Source organism: Stenotrophomonas sp. Steno-Z1 (assembly GCF_056393175.1).
Genome location: NZ_JBWJPB010000007.1, coordinates 73152 through 92129 on the forward strand (window position 1 = coordinate 73152; position 18978 = coordinate 92129).

11 protein-coding genes are annotated in these 18978 nt (G+C 68.5%); 1 reads left to right on the forward strand and 10 read right to left on the reverse strand.

Annotation, left to right across the window (positions count from 1 at the left end; genetic code table 11):
- Positions 1-11: 11 nt before the first annotated feature.
- From AC06FD_RS16335 to AC06FD_RS16360, 6 genes are all read right to left on the reverse strand, one after another.
- Complete coding sequence (locus tag AC06FD_RS16335; RefSeq protein ID WP_394163767.1) at positions 12-2183, reverse strand: response regulator; 2172 nt, start codon at positions 2181-2183, stop codon at positions 12-14.
- A gap of 544 nt (positions 2184-2727) precedes the next feature.
- Complete coding sequence (gene rpfG, locus AC06FD_RS16340; protein ID WP_259202475.1) at positions 2728-3867, reverse strand: cyclic di-GMP phosphodiesterase response regulator RpfG; 1140 nt, start codon at positions 3865-3867, stop codon at positions 2728-2730.
- 196 nt (positions 3868-4063) lie between these two features.
- The gene (lysS, locus tag AC06FD_RS16345; protein ID WP_478078355.1) at positions 4064-5581 is read right to left on the reverse strand and encodes a lysine--tRNA ligase; all 1518 of its coding nucleotides are present in this window, start codon (positions 5579-5581) and stop codon (positions 4064-4066) included.
- A gap of 123 nt (positions 5582-5704) precedes the next feature.
- Positions 5705-6830 (reverse strand): peptide chain release factor 2 gene (gene prfB, locus AC06FD_RS16350; RefSeq protein ID WP_259203508.1). Its coding sequence is split into 2 segments (ribosomal slippage): positions 5705-6754 and positions 6756-6830, totalling 1125 coding nucleotides; the frame shifts between segments, so codons are not numbered across the junction.
- Positions 6831-6885: 55 nt separating this feature from the next.
- Positions 6886-7779, reverse strand: a complete 894-nt coding sequence (locus tag AC06FD_RS16355; RefSeq protein ID WP_478078356.1) for a LytTR family DNA-binding domain-containing protein — start codon at positions 7777-7779, stop codon at positions 6886-6888.
- Between the two features lie 159 nt (positions 7780-7938).
- Complete coding sequence (locus AC06FD_RS16360) at positions 7939-10875, reverse strand: VIT domain-containing protein (RefSeq protein ID WP_478078357.1); 2937 nt, start codon at positions 10873-10875, stop codon at positions 7939-7941.
- A 137-nt stretch (positions 10876-11012) separates the two neighbouring features.
- On the opposite strand from AC06FD_RS16360, the gene AC06FD_RS16365 reads away from it, so the two are divergent.
- Complete coding sequence (locus AC06FD_RS16365) at positions 11013-12068, forward strand: DUF1176 domain-containing protein (RefSeq protein WP_478078358.1); 1056 nt, start codon at positions 11013-11015, stop codon at positions 12066-12068.
- Between the two features lie 60 nt (positions 12069-12128).
- Here the strand turns inward: AC06FD_RS16365 and recJ are convergent, their stop codons facing one another.
- The 4 genes from recJ to carB form a co-directional block, all read right to left on the reverse strand.
- Positions 12129-13916, reverse strand: coding sequence for a single-stranded-DNA-specific exonuclease RecJ (gene recJ, locus AC06FD_RS16370; protein WP_394163741.1), 1788 nt, complete (start codon positions 13914-13916; stop codon positions 12129-12131).
- A gap of 282 nt (positions 13917-14198) precedes the next feature.
- Complete coding sequence (locus AC06FD_RS16375) at positions 14199-15119, reverse strand: phosphoglycerate mutase (protein ID WP_259202466.1); 921 nt, start codon at positions 15117-15119, stop codon at positions 14199-14201.
- Position 15120: 1 nt separating this feature from the next.
- A complete protein-coding gene (gene greA, locus AC06FD_RS16380; protein WP_026069738.1) occupies positions 15121-15585 on the reverse strand; it encodes a transcription elongation factor GreA in 465 nt (154 codons plus the stop codon).
- An 8-nt stretch (positions 15586-15593) separates the two neighbouring features.
- The gene (gene carB / locus AC06FD_RS16385) at positions 15594-18836 is read right to left on the reverse strand and encodes a carbamoyl-phosphate synthase large subunit (protein WP_259202465.1); all 3243 of its coding nucleotides are present in this window, start codon (positions 18834-18836) and stop codon (positions 15594-15596) included.
- Positions 18837-18978: the final 142 nt, after the last annotated feature.

Consider the following 18978-nt stretch of genomic DNA (forward strand, 5'->3'; position numbering starts at 1 on the left):
GGAGGGTGAGCTCAGGAAGGCGCGCACTCGTCGCCATCGCGCTGCCGCGACGCAGCCGCGCGGGCGTCGAGTGCCTTCCTTCCCTGCCGCAACGCGTTGACCAGATTCGGAACACGGAGGTTCCACTCGGCCTTGAGCTGCCAGTCGGGCATCCGCATCAATTCACCCCCGGCGGTGGCCACCTGGACCAGGCCGAGGTTGCTGGCCACCCCGCGCAGGGCGTGGGCGTGTTCGCGCAGCGGGTCCCAGGCCTGCGCTTCGCCGCTCGCCTGGATGCGCGCCACGCAGCCGTCCACATCGCTCAGGCATTGGGCGATGAACTGTTTCTCGAACCCATCCCCCATGCCCAGCGCGGCCAGCTCGTCGAGCACGGCCGGGTCCAGCGCGCCCGCGGTCAGCGGTGCGGCCGGCACCGCCTGCAGGCCAGGTTCGGGCCGGGTATTGGCCGCGATGTCGGCCAGGATATCCAGTAGCCGCGTAGCCACCACCGGCTTGGCCAGGAAGGCCCGTGCGCCGGCCTGCTCGCAGCGCAGGATCGAGTCGGGGGTGACATCGGCGCTGAGCACCATCACCGGGAGGTAGGGCATGCCGCTGGCCTGCATCACGCGCAGTTGCTTGAGCAGATCCAGCCCGCTCATGCCAGGCATGTGCAGGTCCACGATCGCGGTATCGAAGTCGGCCTGTTCGAGCATGTCCAGCACCTGCTCGCCACCGTTCACGCAGAACACCTTGTGCCCGGCTTTCTCCAACAGCCGCTGCAACACCATGCGGTTGGCCTCGTGGTCATCGGCCACCAGCACGCGCATGCTGCGCACCCGCGCACGATGGCGCAGGAACGGGTTGGAGAAGGCGATGACGTTGCCGCCCTCGGTGGTTTCCCCCACCAGTACCGGCGTGGAGGCCACGTCCAGCGCGATCTCCACCCAGAACACGCTGCCGCGCGGTGCGTTGGGGCTGTAGCCGATCCGGCCGCCCATCGATTCGACCAGGCCCTTGGCGATGGACGTGCCCAGGCCGGTGCCCTCGTGGCGACGGGCCAGGCCCACGTCGGCCTGCTCGAAGGCATCGAACAAGCGGTCGCGCAGCACCGCCGGCACGCCGATGCCGCTGTCGCCGATCTCGAAGCGCAGCGTCACCCGCCCGGCGCCCTGCCCGTCCAGCACCGAGACCCGCAACTGCACGAAACCTTCGTCGGTGAACTTGACCGCATTGCCCATGAGGTTGAGCAGGATCTGCTGCAGGTGGCCGGCGTCGCCGAACAACCGCGGCGGCACCACGTCGTCCACGACCACCCGGTAGTCCAGCGCCTTGGTCCGGGCCTGCGGGGTCAGGATCAGGTTGATCGCCTGGAGGACGTCGGCGAGCGCGAACTCATGCCGCTCCACGCGCACCTTGCCGGCCTCGATCGCGGAGATGTCCAAGACCTCTTCCACCAGCGCCAGCAGGCTGCGCGCCGAGGCCTGGATGGTGTTGAGGCACTCGCGCTGCTCTTCATCCAGGCGGGTGGTGGCCAACACCTCGGTCATGCCGGCCAGGCCGTTGAGCGGGGTGCGGAACTCGTGGCTCATGTTGGCCAGGAAGCGGCTCTTGGCCTCGTTGGCCTGGCGCGCCTCGGCCACTGCCCGGGTCAGCGCATGCAGCAGCGAATCGAAGTACAACGGGATGGCGCCCAGGCCCAGCAGCAGGCCCCAGCCGAGGTAGCTGTGCTGCTGCCAATACGGGCTGAGCGTGACCGTGCACAGGAATGCCAGGCAACCCATCGCCGTCGCCACGCGCAGGTAGGTGCTGCCGTAGCGCATGCCATTGCCGATGGTCACCCACAGGCATACCGCATACAGCGGCGCGGCCGGCTCGCCCTGGATGGACATGATCACGCCCATGCAGGAGTAGTCGGTGAGCATGCCGATCACCCGGCGCACGTGCGACACCCCGGGCCGGACCAGGATGCCGATCAGCAGGCCGGCCGAGATGGTCAGCTCGAAGGCCAGGATCAGCCAGGTGGCCAGCAGCGTGTCGCCGTCGGTCTCCAGGTAGCGCCAGCCGAGGTAGATGATGAACAACGCCGTGATGGCGATGCGGATCAGGTTCTGCGCGTGCTCGCTGTCCGGGCGCCCGGACAGGCGCTGCTTGAAGCGGGCCAGAAGATGGCGTTTGGGCGCGGCGCCGGAGACGGGTGCGTTCATGGGGGTTACTCGCGTGCGTCGGCGCAGCAGGGTCGAACAGAACATCGGCACGACCGCCAGGCCCAGCCACAGGAAGAAGGCCAGCCTGGCGTTGTCCATCCAGTACGGTGTCAGCAGCGTCGTAGCGCCGAAACTGAGCAGGGCCAACACCATCGCGGCAGTCAGGTAGTGGTTGCCGTAGCGCAGGCCGTTGCCGACCGTCACCCACATCACCACCACGTACACCCAGGCCAGCGGCTCGCCCATCTGCACCATGCCGACCGCGATCAGGCCATAGTCGGCCAGCATGCCCAGCACGCGGCGCGGGTGCGAACGCTGCGGCCGCCACAGCAGCCAGCCGAACAGCAGCAGCGATGCGCCGAGCCCGGTCAGCGCCGTGGCCAGCACCGCCTGGTACTGGTCCAGCAGGTGGTTGCGTGCTCCGGCCAGCAGCACGTACACCAGGATCAACGAGATCATCGCGATCCTGACGATCGCCTGGTTGTGCTCCGTATCCGGACGTTGCGCCAACCGACGCTTCAGCCACGGGTACAGGGGTTGCATCTCACATCCCCGGTCGGGACGACGCAGTGGAATGCTGCGCGCAGATCTCATCGAGCTGCTCGCGGCCGCGCAGCAGCGCGTCCACGCAACGCGGGTCGAACAGGCGGCCACGCTGTGCATACAGGTAGGCCAGGGTCGCTTCCATCGTCCATGCTTCCTTGTACGGGCGCGGCGAAATCAGGGCATCCAGCACATCGGCCACCGCCACGATCCGCGCTTCCAGCGGGATCGCATCGCCGATCAGGCCATCGGGGTAGCCACTGCCATCGTAGCGTTCGTGGTGGCGCAGCGCGATCAGCGCGCCGACCTGGATGAACCGGTTCTGGCTGCCGCTCAGCAGCTCATAGCCGATCCGCGGGTGCCGGCGCATGATCGCCAGCTCCTCTTCGTTGAGCTTGCCCGGCTTGAGCAGCACCGCATCGGGAATGGCGATCTTGCCCATGTCGTGCAACGGGGCGGCCATCTCGATCAGCTTGCATTCTTCTTCCGGCAGCCCGAGCTGCTCGGCGATCAGCCCGGCCACGTGCGCCATGCGTTCCAGGTAGGCGCTGGTGCCGGCATCACGGAACTCGATCGCGCGCGCCAGCCGCGACAGGGTCTCGCGTTCGCGCTCTTCCACTTCGTGCATGCTGGCCAGCAGCCGCTGCTCCAGCGACAGCGCGCGTTGCTTGACGTTCTCCGACTGCTGGCGCAACTGCAACAGGTTGTAGCAGCGGGCGCGCAGCTCGCGCGGCCGGATCGGCTTGACCAGGAAATCGATCACGCCCGCTTCCAGCGCGGCCTGGCGGATCGGCTCGTCGCCGACCACGGTGATCAGGATGACCGGGATGTCGCGGTGCTTGGGCAACCGGCGGAAGCGGCGGGCGAACTCCAGCCCGTCCATCTCCGGCATGCGGTAGTCGAGCAGCAGCAGGTCCACCGGGTGCGACTCGCACCAGGCCAGCGCGGTGAGCGGATCGCCGAAGTCGTGCACGCTCAGTTCCGGCGCGATGTCCTCGATGACATGACGGAGCATGGTGCGCGCGGACGTCTGGTCGTCAACGATGACAATATTCAAGGATGCTTCCGCCGTCTTCCTGGACCACACTGGAACATGCTGCGGAAAGGATACTCCGCCACTTTGCACACTGGCACCTTGCATGGATCCGCCTCCCGTCGTGATCTGCCGGTTCATGATCGTGCTCATAGCGTGATGCGCATGTCATGCATCACCTGAACGATCCTCGCCTGGCCATCGCGCCCGGATACCGGGATGGCCACGCACGAAACCATACGCGCGCAGCCGCGGGAGCGGAACCCCGTCGCGGCTGCCCTCCCCGGGCAGCCGGACCTACGTCTCAGTTTTCGGGACGCATATACGGGAACAGCAGGACATCACGAATCGAACTGCTGCCGGTCAGCAGCATCACCAGCCGGTCGATGCCGATACCCAGGCCGCCGGTCGGGGCCATACCGTACTCCAGCGCACGGATGTAGTCGGCGTCGTAGTGCATGGCCTCGTCGTCGCCGCCTTCCTTGGCCGTCACCTGTGCCTGGAAGCGGGCCGCCTGGTCTTCCGGGTCGTTCAACTCGGAGAAGCCGTTGGCCAGTTCCTTGCCGTTGATGAACAGCTCGAAGCGATCGGTATAGCCCGGCTGGTCGTCGTTGGCCCGGGCCAGCGGGGAGACCTCGACCGGGTGGTCGGTGATGAAGGTCGGCTGCACCAGGGTGTGCTCGACGGTGGCTTCAAAGATCTCCAGCAGCAGCTTGCCCCAGCCGTAGGACGGCTTGATGCGGATCTTCAGGCGCTCGCAATGGGCGGCCAGCGCGTCGCGGTCGGTGCAGTCGGCGGCGCTGATCTCCGGGTTGTGGTGGCGCACCGCCTCGTCCATGCGCCAGCGGCGGAACGCCGGGGCCAGGTCGATCGTGGCGCCGTCCCACTCCACCGTCGTGGTGCCCAGCACCTTGCTGGCCACGTCGCGGATCACGCCTTCGGTCAGGTCCATCACCTCGGTGTACGTGGCGTAGGCCTCGTACAGCTCCATCATGGTGAATTCCGGGTTGTGCCGGGTGCTGACGCCTTCATTGCGGAAGTTGCGGTTGATCTCGTACACGCGCTCCAGGCCACCCACGACCAGGCGCTTGAGGTACAGCTCCGGGGCCACGCGCAGGTACAGGTCCAGGTCCAGCGCGTTGTGGTGGGTGGTGAACGGCTTGGCCGTGGCGCCGCCGGGGATGTAATGCATCATCGGCGTTTCGACTTCCAGGAAGTCGCGGTTGTCCAGCCAGGCGCGCATGGCGCGGATGATCCGCGAGCGCTTGATGAAGACCTCGCGCGACTCCGGGGTCACGATCAGGTCGACGTAGCGCTGGCGGTAGCGCTGCTCCACGTCGGCCAGGCCGTGCCACTTGTCCGGCAGCGGGCGCAGCGACTTGGTCAGCAGGCGGATGCTGGTGGCCTTGACCGACAGCTCGCCGGTCTTGGTGCGGGTCAGGCCGCCTTCCACCGCGATGATGTCGCCCACGTCCCAGCCCTTGAAGGCGGTGTAGGCATCGCCCAGGGTGCTGCCCTGCAGGAACAGCTGGATGCGGCCGGACTCGTCCTGGATCTGGGCGAAGCTGGCCTTGCCCATGACCCGCTTGGCCATCAGCCGGCCGGCCATCTTCACGTGGCGGTCGGTCGCTTCCAGCGCCTCGGCGGTCCACTGGTCGGCATCGGCGAATTCGGCCTGCAGGTTGCCGGCGAACTGCTCGCGACGGAAGTCGTTAGGGTAGGCGATGCCCTGCCCGCGCAGCGCGGTCAGTTTCGCGCGGCGCTCGGCGATGAGGCTGTTCTCGTCGACGGGGGGCTGCGGCGCGGGGGTCTGATCGTTCATGGCGTGGGTCTATGTATGGGGGGAGGTGCGAACCCCGCCATCATGCCGATGGACGGGGCAGAGTGCGAAATCCCCGGGCGGGCCCGGGGCGGGCGCATCGGGCCGCGCGCGGCGGCCCGACGGTCAGGCGTCGATGCGTTTGGAGCCCACGGCCAGGCCGGACTTCAGGCTGGCTTCGACGAATTCGTCGAGGTCGCCGTCCAGCACTTTCTGGGTGTCCGAGCGCTCGATGCCGGTGCGCAGGTCCTTGATCCGGCTCTGGTCGAGCACGTAATTGCGGATCTGGCTGCCCCAGCCGATGTCGGACTTGGTGGCCTCCACCGCATCGCGCTCGGCGTTGCGTTTCTGGATTTCCAGCTCGTACAGCTTGGCGGCCAGCATCTTCATCGCGTTGTCGCGGTTCTGGTGCTGGCTGCGGCCGGTCTGGCAGGCCACGACCGTATTGGTCGGGATGTGGGTAATACGCACCGCCGACTCGGTCTTGTTGACGTGCTGGCCACCCGCGCCCGAGGACCGGTACACGTCGGTACGCAGGTCGGCCGGGTTGATGTCGATCTCGATGTTGTTGTCCACTTCCGGGGACACGAACACCGAGGTGAAGCTGGTGTGGCGGCGGTTGTCCGAGTCGAACGGCGACTTGCGCACCAGGCGGTGCACGCCGGTCTCGGTCTTCAGCCAGCCATACGCGTAATCGCCTTCCACGCGCAGCGTGGCCGACTTGATGCCGGCGACGTCGCCACCGGACACTTCCATCAGCTCGGTCTTCCAACCGCGCGATTCGCACCAGCGCAGGTACATGCGCAGCAGGATTTCGGCCCAGTCCTGGGCTTCGGTGCCGCCGGCACCGGCTTGGATGTCCACGAACGCCGGGGCGGTATCCATCTGGCCGGAGAACATGCGCTGGAATTCCAGCTGCTCCACGTGCTTCTGGTACTTGTCCAGGTCGGCGACCACGGCCAGGGCGGTATCTTCGTCCTGTTCGCTCTCAGCCAGTTCCAGCAGTTCGCCCGACTCGGACAGCCCGTCGAGGATGGTGGCGATGCCGCCGACCGTCTTTTCCAGGGTTGCGCGTTCGCGGCCAAGGTTCTGGGCGTACTCGGCGTTGTTCCAGATGTCTGGGTTTTCCAGTTCCCGGGTTACTTCTTCCAGACGCTCTTTCTTGGCGTCGTAGTCAAAGATACCCCCTGAGCGAGAGCACGCGATCGGTCAGATCGGTGATTCGCTGGCGCACGGGATTGAGCTCGATCATATCGGCGGTGTTGAAGGCTTGGGACAAGACCGGAATTGTAGCCCAGGCCGCCCGTTCATGCTGGCGTGGCCGCGCTGACCGGCGGCGTGCCGCCCTGCCCCAGCGCCGCCCGCAGCCCCGGCAGCTGGCGGCGACTGCACGGCAGCGCAGTGCCATCGGCCAGGTGGGCGCGCGCCTCGCCGTTGTCCAGCGGCTCGATGGACACCAGAAAGCCCAGGTTGAGGACGTAGCTGCGGTGGATCCGGACGAACCGGGCCGGGTCCAGCCGGGCCTCCAGCGCGGCCATGGTGCTGCGCAGCGGGTAGTCGTGGCCGCGTACGTGCAGGTTCATGTAATTGCCCGCGGCCTGGGCGTATTCGATATCGGCGGTCGCTACCAGGAAGTCGCGCCCCAGCTTGCGCACCAGGAACCGCTCCGGGCGATCGACCGGTTCCTCCGGCGGCACGTCCTCGGGCGCGACCAGCAGATGCGCCTCGCCCTGGCGCCGGCGCCCGAACCAGCTGAAAAAGTGCTCGAGCGCCACGAAGGTGAAGAACGCGCGCACGTCCTTGAGGTATTCGTACAGCAGCCGGGTGGGCCAACTGGAACCGTCCACGTAGTGCTCGCCCACGCTGGCGTAGGCCAGGTGGCGCAGGAGCATCATCCCCACTACGTGGACCAGCGACCACGCCACGCTGGCCAGCAGGTACAGCGGCAGTCGGCGCCGCCAGGTATCGGCGTGCAGCGGCCAGCGCTGGCAGCCCCACCATAGCAGGGGCAGCGTGAGCAGGATCAGCGTCGCGCTGCTCGCTTCCCAGACCAGCGGCTGCCAGAAGGCGAGCATCTCGCCGCGGCGCTGCGCGTCCATCACCTCGACCACCGCATTGGCCACGGCACTGCCGAGCAGGATCGCCGTCCAGACCAGCAGGCGGCTGGCCGGGCGCCAGCGCACCGGCTTGGAAGTGACCATGGGGGTATTCACGCGAAAGGCCCGACAGGATGCGGCAGAAGTCCGATTCTAGCTGCCGCCATGCATCCCCTGAACCCGTCATTGGTCACTGCCTGCCGGTTCGGGGCCGCCTTCGCCGCCGCTGTTGCCGCGGTGAAGGCAAGCCCCCGCATGCAGGCGCTACTTCACCTCGAACTCGCCCACCAGCACCGTGTCGGCGCGGTCCTTCAAGCGCATCGTGACCTGCTGGTCGCGCTGCCGGCGGGTGCCCCAATGCGTGCTCAGGCGCAGGCTCAGCGTGGTGGCACCGGTGACCAGCTGCTCGCGGCTGCCGAAGAAGTTCGCTTCCACCTTGTACTTGCCCGGCTTGGCATCGCGCAGCGAGAACTGCTCGGGACCGTAGCCGCCGGTGAAGTCCTGCGACATCTGCCCGCCCTGGTAGGTGAGGCGGTTGCCGTAGTACGCGCGCTCGCCATTGGGATCGGTCACCCACAGGTCCATGTCGCTGTTGTCGCTGTCCCAGCTGAGGACCACCCGCAGGTCCAGCGGCATCGCCCGGCGCAGGCGTGGATCGACCGCGCCCAGGTCCACGCGCTCGCGCGCGGCCAGCGTGTTCAACTCGTCCAGGGCGATCAGCGCGATGCCGTCGAAGCGCCGGTCCCACGGGCGCTCCACCACTTCGTTGAGCATCGCCACGGCCGGCGCGTACTGCCCGCTGGCCTCCAGTGCGAGGCCGAGGTCGCGGAAGCTCTGCGGTTCTTCCTCGCCCAGCCGCAGCACCTCGCGGAACACGGGCACGGCCAGCTCCGGCGCGCCGGCCTGCATCAGCCGGTAGCCAAGTACGCGCAGGACGTGGCGGTTCTCCAGCTGCATCTCGGCCAGGTTGGACAGCACCCGCAGCGCGAGGTCGCGCTGGCCCTTGGCCAGCAGCAGGTCGGCCACGTCCAGGTAGAAGGCGCTGCTGTCACTGTGCTGCGCGCGTTCGTCGAGGTAGGTGGCATAGAGCTGGGCCGGCGTGGCATCGCGCAGGCGGCGGGCATAGGCCGAATCCGGTGCCCACGGCGCCAGGCTGATGGCGATGGCACCGCGGTTGGCCGGGGCGACGGCGCGGGCGGCGGTCAGTTCCACCCCCTCGAGATGGCTCCTGGCAGGGGCTGCCAGCGCCATCGGCGCAGGCGGTGCGGGCGGCGACGGTGGGGTGACCCCGTCGTTGGCCAGGGCCTCCATCTGCGCCTGGGGTGCAGGCGCAGCGACCGCCACCGGCATCGTCATCGTCATCGGCGCGGACTTTTCAAGGCCCTCGCTGCGTGCCGGGCGGTCCTTCGGCCAGCGCGTGTTCCACCAGCGCTCGCGGTCGGCGAACTGGCGTGCGATCTGGTCCAGGCGCTGGCGGCGCGCCTGCGTTTCATCGTCCAGCCGCAGCGCGTGCAGGCGGTCGTACTCGGCACGCCATGGGGCCGGCGCGCGGATGCCGTAGCGCAGGTAGTCGTCCAGCGACTCCAGGACCAGCAGTGAGGTATCCGCGCCGACGATGCCGAACTGCTGCGACAGCGTGCGGATGTCGGCGGCGTGGGCAGCCGGATCGGCGGCATACGTGGCCAGCATCGCGTTGGCCCAGGCCTGCGCGACCAGCCCGCCGTCCAGCGCACGCGCCGAGCGCACCGCAATGCGCTCGCGATGCAGGCGACCGTCAGCCAGGCGCAGCGCGACGTCGATCTGGCCATCGTCGCGCTGTACGCGCCCGGTAATCCGCAACCAGCCCTGGTTTGCACTGCCGGCATCGGCGGTCAGTTGATCCACGCCGGTGCCGTGCAGCGCCGCGACCTCGGCCGGCTGCTGCAACAGCAGGGGCAGCGCCGCCGCAACGTCGGCCGGCGTGGACAGCACCAGCGCCTGGCCGTGGTGGGCCTGGGTCCAGGCGCGCAGCCGAGCGACGTCGGTGCGTGCGCCGGCGCTGCTGAGTGCATACAGGCGCTGGTCGGCGCCCAGGGGCGGCAAGGCCGGCGCCCCGTAGTTGGACAGGCCGTCGCTGACCAGCAGGTACTCGGGGATGTCCGCACGCGGGGTCCATGCGGTCAACGCGCTGGCGCCATCCAGCGGCAGGCTGGCCAGGTGCGCACGCAGCGCGCTCCAGTCGCCGCCATGGATGCGGAAGCTGCGGCTGGGTTCGGCACGATCGCGCAGCACCGTGAGGGCCACCTCGCCCTCGCCGATCGCACGGAAGTAGCCCTCCAGCACCGCCAGTTCCGCATCGCGGTCGCGCTGGCGTGCCGAGCCGGAGGCATCCCACAGCAGCCCGATGCGACGCGGCAGCGACCGCGGCGTGGCCTGCACCGGCAACGGCACCTGCGCCAGCAGGTAGCGCTGCCCGTCATGCAACCCGGTCACCACATCCGCCTGGCGCACCTGCGGCAACCGCCACTGGGCCTGCCCCGGCAGGGCGTCGCCGGCGCCCTGCCACTGCGCCACGTAGGCACCGTCGCGGGCACGGAACTGCCACGGCAACGGCGTGCTGGGCACCGGCGCCCCGGTCCCGCTGGCGTCCATCCGGACGCTGACCTGCCCCGCCCCGCGGGCAAACTGCAGCGGCAGGTTCCAGCGCAGGCCCTGCGCATCCACCGGCAGCGTCTGCCGCAGGGTCAGCGCCACGCGACGACTGCCCTTGGCGGGGATCGGGTACACACGCAGCCGGAACTGGTTGCCTGCGGTCTGCTCGAGCAGGCCCGGATCGACCCGGCGCCGCTCGATCGCCTCGAATACCTGCCGTCCCTGCGCCTTGGGCACCGGCACCGCGTCGCGCAGCGTGCCGTCGATATCCAGCGCGAAACCCGCCACCTGCTGGCCATCGGCCAGCGGGAATTCCAGCTGGCCCTCCAGCACCCGCGCATTGGGATTATGGAACTCCATCTCGATGCGGGTCTCGCCCAGGCCCACCACCACGTGGCTGTCCAGGCGCACCGTGCGCAGCTGCACCGGCCGCTCCGCCCCTGCCACCTGCAGCAGCGGCGCCGTTGCCGGCGGGCGCGGCGCCAGCGCCGGGCGCGCCTGCGCCATGCCCACCTGGCTTCCCAGCCACAGCATGCCGAGCATGCCGATCCCACGAAGTGCGCATTGCATGTGACGCTCCCGATCCGATGACAGCAGGTTGAACGGATCATGCGGGCAAACGGGGTTGAGGCAATGCAAGGCTTGGCGCGGGCATCGCCGTGGGCCAAGATGCCGCTCCCCCGAACCACGTCTACAAGGATGTCCCGATGCGCCCGACTGCCCTGCTGCCGCTGCTGCTGTTGGCCCCGGCCCTGGCTGCCCACGCCGCCCCCGCCACCAGCGGGCTGAGCTTCACCCACAATGACTGGACGCTGGCCTGCGACAACACCCGCACCTGCCGCGCGGCCGGCTACCAGAACGATGACGACGGCGACAACCCGCCGGTCTCGATCCTGCTCACCCGCCGCGCCGGCCCCGACCAGCCGGTCTCCGCCGAGCTGATGCTGGGCCAGTACGACGAGGTCACGCTGCCGAAGCAGCTGTCGCTGCAGATCAACGACGCCAAGCTCGGCGCGTTGAAGTACGCCGCCGCCGAGGGCACTGCGGAGCTGTCACCCGCGCAGGTGACGGCCCTGCTTGCCTCGCTGACCCGCAGCAGCCGCATCGTGCTGGTCGGCAACGACGGCAGGCGCTGGACCGTGTCCGATCGCGGTGCTTCGGCGGTGCTGTTGAAGATGGACGAGTACCAGGGCCGGCTGGGCACGCCCGGCGCGCTGGTGCGCAAGGGCAAGAACCCCGAAAGCACGGTGCTGCCGGCCTTGCCGGTGCCGGTGGTGAAGCTGGTCAAGGCCGTGGCCACCCGCCCTGCCGACGAGGCGCTGGCCACCTCGGCCGCCCTGCGTGCGGCGCTGGCCGCGGCAACCTCGGCCGACGATTGCGAAGCGCTGCACCCGGGCGACGGCATGATCGCCAATGAAGGCCCGCAGGAGATCACCGTGCAGCGGCTGAGCGCGAGCAAGCTGCTGGTGTCCCAGGCCTGCTGGCGTGCGGCCTACAACACCGGCGACGGCTACTGGGTGGTCAACGACCGCGCGCCGTACCAGCCGACGCTGGTCACCGCCTCCGCCGTGGCCGATGACACGGTGACCATCGAGGAGGGCCACAAGGGCCGTGGCCTGGGCGACTGCTGGTACACCGCCAGCTGGGCCTGGAACGGCACTGCGTTCGTGCGCACCGCGGTATCCAGCTCGGGCCTGTGCCGGCTGGTCTCGGCCGGCGGTCCGTGGGACCTGCCGACGCTGGTGACCAAGGTCCAGAAGTAAACCCGCGCACCGGGCGCTGCGCGTTCGCCGCGCCGTGCCCCGGTGCAGCGCCGGGCGGCGTCAGGCATCGGCGCAATGCTCGATGATCAGCTGGATCGCCCCGCCGCCCCGGTAGTCATCGCTGACCAGCCGGTAGGCGATATGCACGTGGTTGGCGGGGGCGGTACCCTTCCAGCCACTGAAATGGATGGCGTTGAGCGGCTCGGCACGGCCGGGCACCCGCAGGCTGAGCTTGAGGTGCTTTTCCTTCAGCACCTGCCAGCGCGCCACCTGGAAGTGGCCATCGAACAGCGGCTCGGGGAAGCCCTGCCCCCACGGGCCCGCCAGGCGCAACGCCTCGGCATGCCGGAAGTCGAGTTCGGCGGGCGCCAGCTCGCCATCGCTCATCAACTGCTGCTGCAACGCGGCCGGGTCCATGCTCGCCGCGACCACCGCCACGAAAGCGCGTTGGAAGTCGTCCAGGCGCGCGTGCGGCAGGCTCAGGCCGGCCGCCATCGCGTGCCCACCGAACTTGTCGATCAGGCCCGGGTGCGCCGCGTTGACCAGCGCCAGTGCGTCGCGGATGTGGAAGCCGGGAATGGAACGGGCCGAGCCACGCAATGCGTCGCTGCCTGGTTCGGCGGGCGCGAAGGCGATCACCGGGCGGTGCAGGCGGTCCTTCATTTTGGAGGCGACCAACCCGACCACGCCCGGGTGCCACTCGGCATCGAACAGGCACGCGGCGATCGGGCGTTCGCCTTCGGCACTGAGCACCGCCCGCGACACCGCCAGTTCGGCATCGTCGGTCATCAACTGCTGCACGGCGCGGCGCTCGGCGTTGATCTGCTCCAGCGTCTGCGCGATGTCGCGGGCCTGGCTGCGGTCTTCGGTGAGCAGCAGCTCGATGCCCAGCGCCATGTCTTCCAGGCGGCCCGCGGCGTTGAGCCGTGGCCCCAGCGCGAAGCCGATATCGGTCGCGCTCAGCCGGGCCGGGTCGCGGCCGCTGGCCTCGATCAACGCCTGCAGGCCCACGCAGCCCTGCCCCGCACGCAGGCGGCGCAGGCCGGCGGCGACCAGCGCACGGTTGTTGGCATCCAGCGCCACCAGGTCGGCGACGGTACCGACGGCGACCAGGTCCAGCAGGGTCAGCAGGTCCGGCTCGGGGCCGGCGCCGAACGCACCCTGCCCGCGCAGGTGCCGGCGCAAGGCCATCAACACGTAGAAGATCACGCCGACGCCGGCCAGCGACTTGCTCGGGAACGCATCGCCATCGATGTTCGGGTCCACCAGCGCATCGGCCGGCGGCAACTGCTCGCCGGGCAGATGATGGTCGGTGACCAGCACCTTCCAGCCCAGCGCCTTGGCGGCGCGGACGCCCGCATGGCAGGCGATGCCGTGGTCGACGGTGACCAGCAGGCCGGGCTGCAGCGGGGCCAGGTCGGCCACCAGCGAGGGAGAGAGGCCGTAGCCGTGCAGCATGCGGTTGGGCACGGCGTGGACCACGTCGCGCGCGCCGAGCATGCGCAACCCGCGCACGCCGACGGCGCAGGCGGTGGCGCCATCGCAGTCGAAATCACCCACCACCAGGATCCGTTGGTCGTTGGCGATGGCCGTCGCCAGCAGTTCCACCGCCGCCTGCATGCTGCCCATCAGCTCCGGCGCATGCAGCTGGGCCAGCTTGGGGTGTGCCTGCGCGGCATCGGTGACACCGCGCGCGGCGTACAGGCGCTGCAGCAACGGGAGCATATCGGCGGGCCACGCCGTGGCGGCAGGCGCAAGCGGGCGGCGCTGGATCTGGGGCGTATCGGAAGAAGACAAGGCAGACTCGAATGGCAGGCGGAACGCCGAACAGGTGTCGACGCGCGCCATGATACCGGCTGCTGGCGGCGACCTGCCGCACACACGGGTCGGGTAGAGCCACCCCATGGGTGGCTGCGCGCGGTGCCGGAACGAAATGCAGCCACGCATGGCGTGGCTCTACGAGGTGATGCCGATCCGGTAGAGCCACCCCATGGGTGGCTGCGCGCGGTGCCGGCGTGTAGAGCCACCCCATGGGTGGCTGCGCAGTGCAAGAACGAAGAGCAGCCACGCACGGCGTGGCTCTACGAGGTGATGCCGATCCGGTTGCGCCCCCCTATGGGCGGCCGCGCCTCACGCGTCGTGCAGCTGTACCGGCTTTTTCCAGAAGCGCCAGCGCTGGCCCTTGTCGATCTCGAAGCGTACCCCGTCCTCGAAATCCAGCACCAGCCGGCGCAGTTCGCCACGCTGCAGCGCCGACAACAACGGACGGATCGCATCGTTGCCCAACTGGTCCAGCGAGCGCAGCTGGCGCAGGTCGACCAGGGCGTCCACCTGCTGTTCGTTGTCGGCCTGCAGCCCGGCTGCCTTGGCCAAGGCCTGCAGCAACGCCTCGCGGCTGCGGACCTGGGCATGGGCGGTATGCACCGACTGCGGCAACGCGCCGCCGCCCCAGAACCACAGCGAATTGATCGCACGCTTGCCGTCGGCCACGCGCTGCTGGTTCCAGTCGTGGGTGTGTAGTACGACCTGCGCTTCGGTCAGCAGGGCGCGCCATCGGCGCCCCGCATCGCCGTCGGGAAGATGCGCGAAGAGATCGTCGCCCAGCACGTCATCGGGGCTGTGGAAGTCCGGCAACGTGGTGCCCGGCGGCAGGCGCAGGTACCAGCGTGAGGGCACCGGCGCATCCAGGATGAACCCGAACCCGGCGAACAACGGTTGCAAGGCCGGCAGCAGCTGGGCCACGTCCTCGGCATCGGGCCGCAGCGTGTCGCCGTGGCCCATCATCCGTGCGCCCTGCATGTCCGGCACGACATTGGCCGGGTCGGCACGCAACCAGATCGCGTCCCCGGCGTCGCCGACATCCAGTTGTCGGGTCAACGCTGCAACCGGCCACTGCGCCGGCTGCAGCTGGAAATGCCGCTGCAACTGGGCGCGTTCACCCCCGTCCACGCTGCTGCGTTCGGCACGACCGAGCGCCTTGGCCACGTCATCGGGCAAAGGCGCGGCCGGAAACCGGCTGCGCGCCGGCAGCAGCAGCGTGGCGGTGGCCATGTCAGTCCAGGTACTGGACGCTGACGATTTCGTACTCGCGCTGGCCGGCCGGTGCGTCGATGGTGACCGCGTCGCCTTCCAGCTTGCCGATCAGGGCGCGCGCCAGCGGCGACGAGATCGCGATCAGGCCCAGCTTGATGTCGGCCTCCAGGTCGCCCACGATCTGGTAGCGCTTCTCTTCATCGCTTTCCACGTCCGACAGCTCCACCGTCGCGCCGAACACCACTTTGCTGCCGGCGTTGAGCTTGGTGATGTCGATGATCTCGGCGTGCGAAAGCTCACCTTCCAGCTGCTTGATGCGGCCTTCGATGAAGCCCTGCTCTTCGCGCGCGGCGTGGTACTCGGCGTTCTCCTTGAGATCGCCGTGCTCGCGCGCCTCGGCGATCGCCGCGATGACCTTGGGGCGCTTGACCGACTTCAGGTGGTCAAGCTCTTCGCGCAGACGCTGCGCGCCCTTCAGGGTGATCGGTGCTCTCATGCGTTCAACTCCTTGTGCAGTTCCTGCAGCGACCAGACCGGGCCGGTACCGCGGAATTCCAGTGATTGCACCAGCGCCTTGGCGCCGGCAATGGTGGTCGAATAGGTGACGCGGTGCTGCAGCGCCTCGCGACGGATCGAGAACGAGTCGTTGATCGCCGCGCGACCTTCGGTCGTGTTGACGATATACACGATCTCGCCGTTCTTGATCGAATCGACGATGTGCGGGCGGCCTTCGACGACCTTGTTGACGATCTCGCAGTCCATGCCGTGCTGCTGCAGCCACGCACCGGTGCCACGGGTGGCGACCAGGGTGTAACCACGCTCCAGCAGGGCCTGGGCGACCGGCAGCACGCGCTGCTTGTCCGGGTCACGCACCGAGACGAAGGCCTTGCCCAGCGGCGGGGCCTTGATACCGCCGGCTTCCTGCGCGCGCGCGAAGGCGGCGCTGAAGCTGCGGCCCACGCCCATCACCTCGCCGGTGGAACGCATCTCCGGCCCGAGGATCGGATCGACGCCCTGGAACTTGGCGAACGGGAAGATCGCTTCCTTGACCGAGTAGTAATCCGGCACGATTTCCTTGGTGGCGCCCTGTTCGGCCAGGGTCTTGCCGGCCATGCAGCGCGCGGCGATCTTGGCCAGCGCCATGCCGGTGGCCTTGGACACGAACGGCACGGTGCGCGACGCACGCGGGTTCACTTCCAGCAGGTAGACGATGTCTTCGCCGTTCTCGCCGGCCTGGATGGCGAACTGGGTGTTCATCAGGCCGACCACGTTCAGGGCCTTGGCCAGCTCGACCACCTGGCGGCGCAGCTCGGCCTGCGTTTCGGCCGACAGCGAGTACGGCGGCAGCGAGCAGGACGAGTCGCCCGAATGCACGCCGGCCTCTTCGATGTGCTCCATCACGCCGCCGATCAGCACGTTGCCGTCCTTGTCGGCAATGATGTCCACGTCCACTTCCACGGCGTTGTCCAGGAAGCGGTCCAGCAGCACCGGCGAGTCGTTGGAGACCTTGACCGCGTCGCGAACGTAGCGGGCCAGATCGGATTCACCGTAGACGATTTCCATCGCACGGCCGCCCAGCACGTAGCTCGGACGCACCACCAGCGGGTAGCCGATCTCTCGGGCCAGCAGCAGGGCTTCCTGGTCGTTGCGGGCGATGCGGTTCGGCGGCTGCTTCAGGCCGAGCTTGTCCACCAGCTGCTGGAAACGCTCGCGGTCTTCAGCCAGGTCGATCGAGTCCGGCGAGGTGCCGATCACCGGCACGCCATTGGCTTCCAGCGCGCGTGCCAGCTTCAGCGGGGTCTGGCCGCCGTACTGCACGATCACGCCCTTCGGCTGCTCCAGCTCGACGATCTCCAGCACGTCTTCCAGCGTCAGCGGCTCGAAGTACAGGCGGTCGGAGGTGTCGTAATCGGTGGAGACGGTTTCCGGGTTGCAGTTGACCATGATGGTTTCAAAGCCATCCTCGCGCAGCGCGAGTGCCGCGTGCACGCAGCAGTAGTCGAACTCGATGCCCTGGCCGATGCGGTTCGGACCGCCGCCCAGGATCATGATCTTGTCGCGGTTGCTCGGCGCCGCTTCGCACTCGTCCTCGTAGGTCGAGTACAGGTAGGCGGTGCTGGTGGCGAACTCGGCCGCGCAGGAATCCACGCGCTTGTACACCGGGCGCACCTTGTGGGCACGACGCAGCGCGCGCACGGCCGCTTCGTTGGTGCCGGTCAGTTCGGCCAGGCGGGCGTCGGAGAAGCCGGCGCGCTTGAGCTTGCGCAGGCGCGCGGCGTCCAGCGCATCGATGCCCTCGGCCGCGACCTGCGCTTCGGCCTGGATGATCTCTTCGATCTGGTCCAGGAACCACGGGTCGATGTGCGACAGCGCGAACACGTCTTCCACGCTGAAACCGGCGCGGAACGCATCGCCGACGAAGAACAGGCGCTCCGGGCCCGGGGCCTTGAGCTCGCGCTTGAGGGTGGTGATGTCGTCCTCGTTGGACAGGTCCAGACCGGTCGGGTCGAGGCCGATCTTGCCGGTTTCCAGGCCACGCAGCGCTTTCTGCAGCGATTCCTGGAAGGTGCGGCCCATTGCCATCACCTCGCCCACCGACTTCATCTGGGTGGTCAGGCGCGCGTCGGCCGCCGGGAACTTCTCGAAGGCGAAGCGCGGGATCTTGGTGACGACGTAATCGATCGACGGTTCGAACGAGGCCGGGGTCAGGCCGCCGGTGATTTCGTTCTTCAATTCGTCCAGGGTGTAACCCACCGCCAGCTTGGCGGCGACCTTGGCGATCGGGAAGCCGGTGGCCTTGGACGCCAGCGCCGAGGAGCGCGACACGCGCGGGTTCATCTCGATAACCACCACGCGGCCGGTGGTCGGGCTGATGCCGAACTGCACGTTGGAGCCGCCGGTATCCACGCCGATCTTGCGCAGCACGGCGATGGAGGCATCGCGCAGGCGCTGGTATTCCTTGTCGGTCAGGGTCTGCGCCGGGGCCACGGTGATCGAGTCACCGGTGTGCACGCCCATCGGGTCCAGGTTCTCGATCGAGCAGACGATGATGCAGTTGTCGGCGGTGTCGCGCACCACCTCCATCTCGAACTCCTTCCAGCCCAGCACCGACTCTTCCACCAGCACTTCGGTGGTCGGCGACAGTTCCAGGCCGCGGGTCACGATATCGACCAGCTCTTCGCGGTTGTAGGCGATGCCGCCACCGCTGCCGCCCAGGGTGAAGCTGGGGCGGATGATGGTCGGATAGCCGACGCGGGTCTGGATCTCGATCGCTTCTTCAAGCGTGTGCGCCACCGCCGCCGACGGGCATTCCAGGCCGATCTCGCCCATCGCCACGCGGAACAGCTCGCGGTCTTCGGCCATGCGGATCGCGTCGCGCTTGGCGCCGATCAGTTCGACGTTGTACTTCTCCAGCACGCCGTTGTCGGCCAGGTCCAGCGCGCAGTTCAGCGCGGTCTGGCCCCCCATGGTCGGCAGCAGGGCGTCGGGCTTTTCCTTGGCGATGATCTTCTCGACCGTCTGCCAGTTGATCGGCTCGATGTAGACCGCGTCGGCCATCTCCGGGTCGGTCATGATCGTGGCCGGATTGCTGTTGACCAGCACCACGCGGTAGCCCTCGTCACGCAGCGCCTTGCAGGCCTGCGCGCCGGAGTAATCGAACTCACAGGCCTGGCCGATGACGATCGGGCCAGCACCGATGATGAGGATGGTTTTAAGGTCAGTGCGCTTGGGCATTGTCTTCTCTAAGTCAGTACAGCGTGTCGGGGTGATCGCACGCTGTCGATCAGGAAACTTCCGGGGTGCAGCGCCGCGCCGAAGGCAGCGGCAGTGCAGGACGTCGCGATCCGTCGCGATGCCGCCGGGCTCGCCGGCGGCG

Coding starts and splice junctions, on each gene's coding strand:
- AC06FD_RS16365 (WP_478078358.1), top strand. CDS start 11,013: ATGCGCCCGACTGCCCTGCTGCCGCTGCTGCTGTTGGCCCCGGCCCTG.
- recJ (WP_394163741.1), bottom strand. CDS start 13,916: ATGGCGCGCGTCGACACCTGTTCGGCGTTCCGCCTGCCATTCGAGTCT.
- lysS (WP_478078355.1), bottom strand. CDS start 5,581: ATGAACGATCAGACCCCCGCGCCGCAGCCCCCCGTCGACGAGAACAGC.
- AC06FD_RS16335 (WP_394163767.1), bottom strand. CDS start 2,183: ATGAACGCACCCGTCTCCGGCGCCGCGCCCAAACGCCATCTTCTGGCC.
- AC06FD_RS16360 (WP_478078357.1), bottom strand. CDS start 10,875: ATGCAATGCGCACTTCGTGGGATCGGCATGCTCGGCATGCTGTGGCTG.
- carB (WP_259202465.1), bottom strand. CDS start 18,836: ATGCCCAAGCGCACTGACCTTAAAACCATCCTCATCATCGGTGCTGGC.
- AC06FD_RS16355 (WP_478078356.1), bottom strand. CDS start 7,779: ATGGTCACTTCCAAGCCGGTGCGCTGGCGCCCGGCCAGCCGCCTGCTG.
- AC06FD_RS16375 (WP_259202466.1), bottom strand. CDS start 15,119: ATGGCCACCGCCACGCTGCTGCTGCCGGCGCGCAGCCGGTTTCCGGCC.
- rpfG (WP_259202475.1), bottom strand. CDS start 3,867: ATGCAAGGTGCCAGTGTGCAAAGTGGCGGAGTATCCTTTCCGCAGCAT.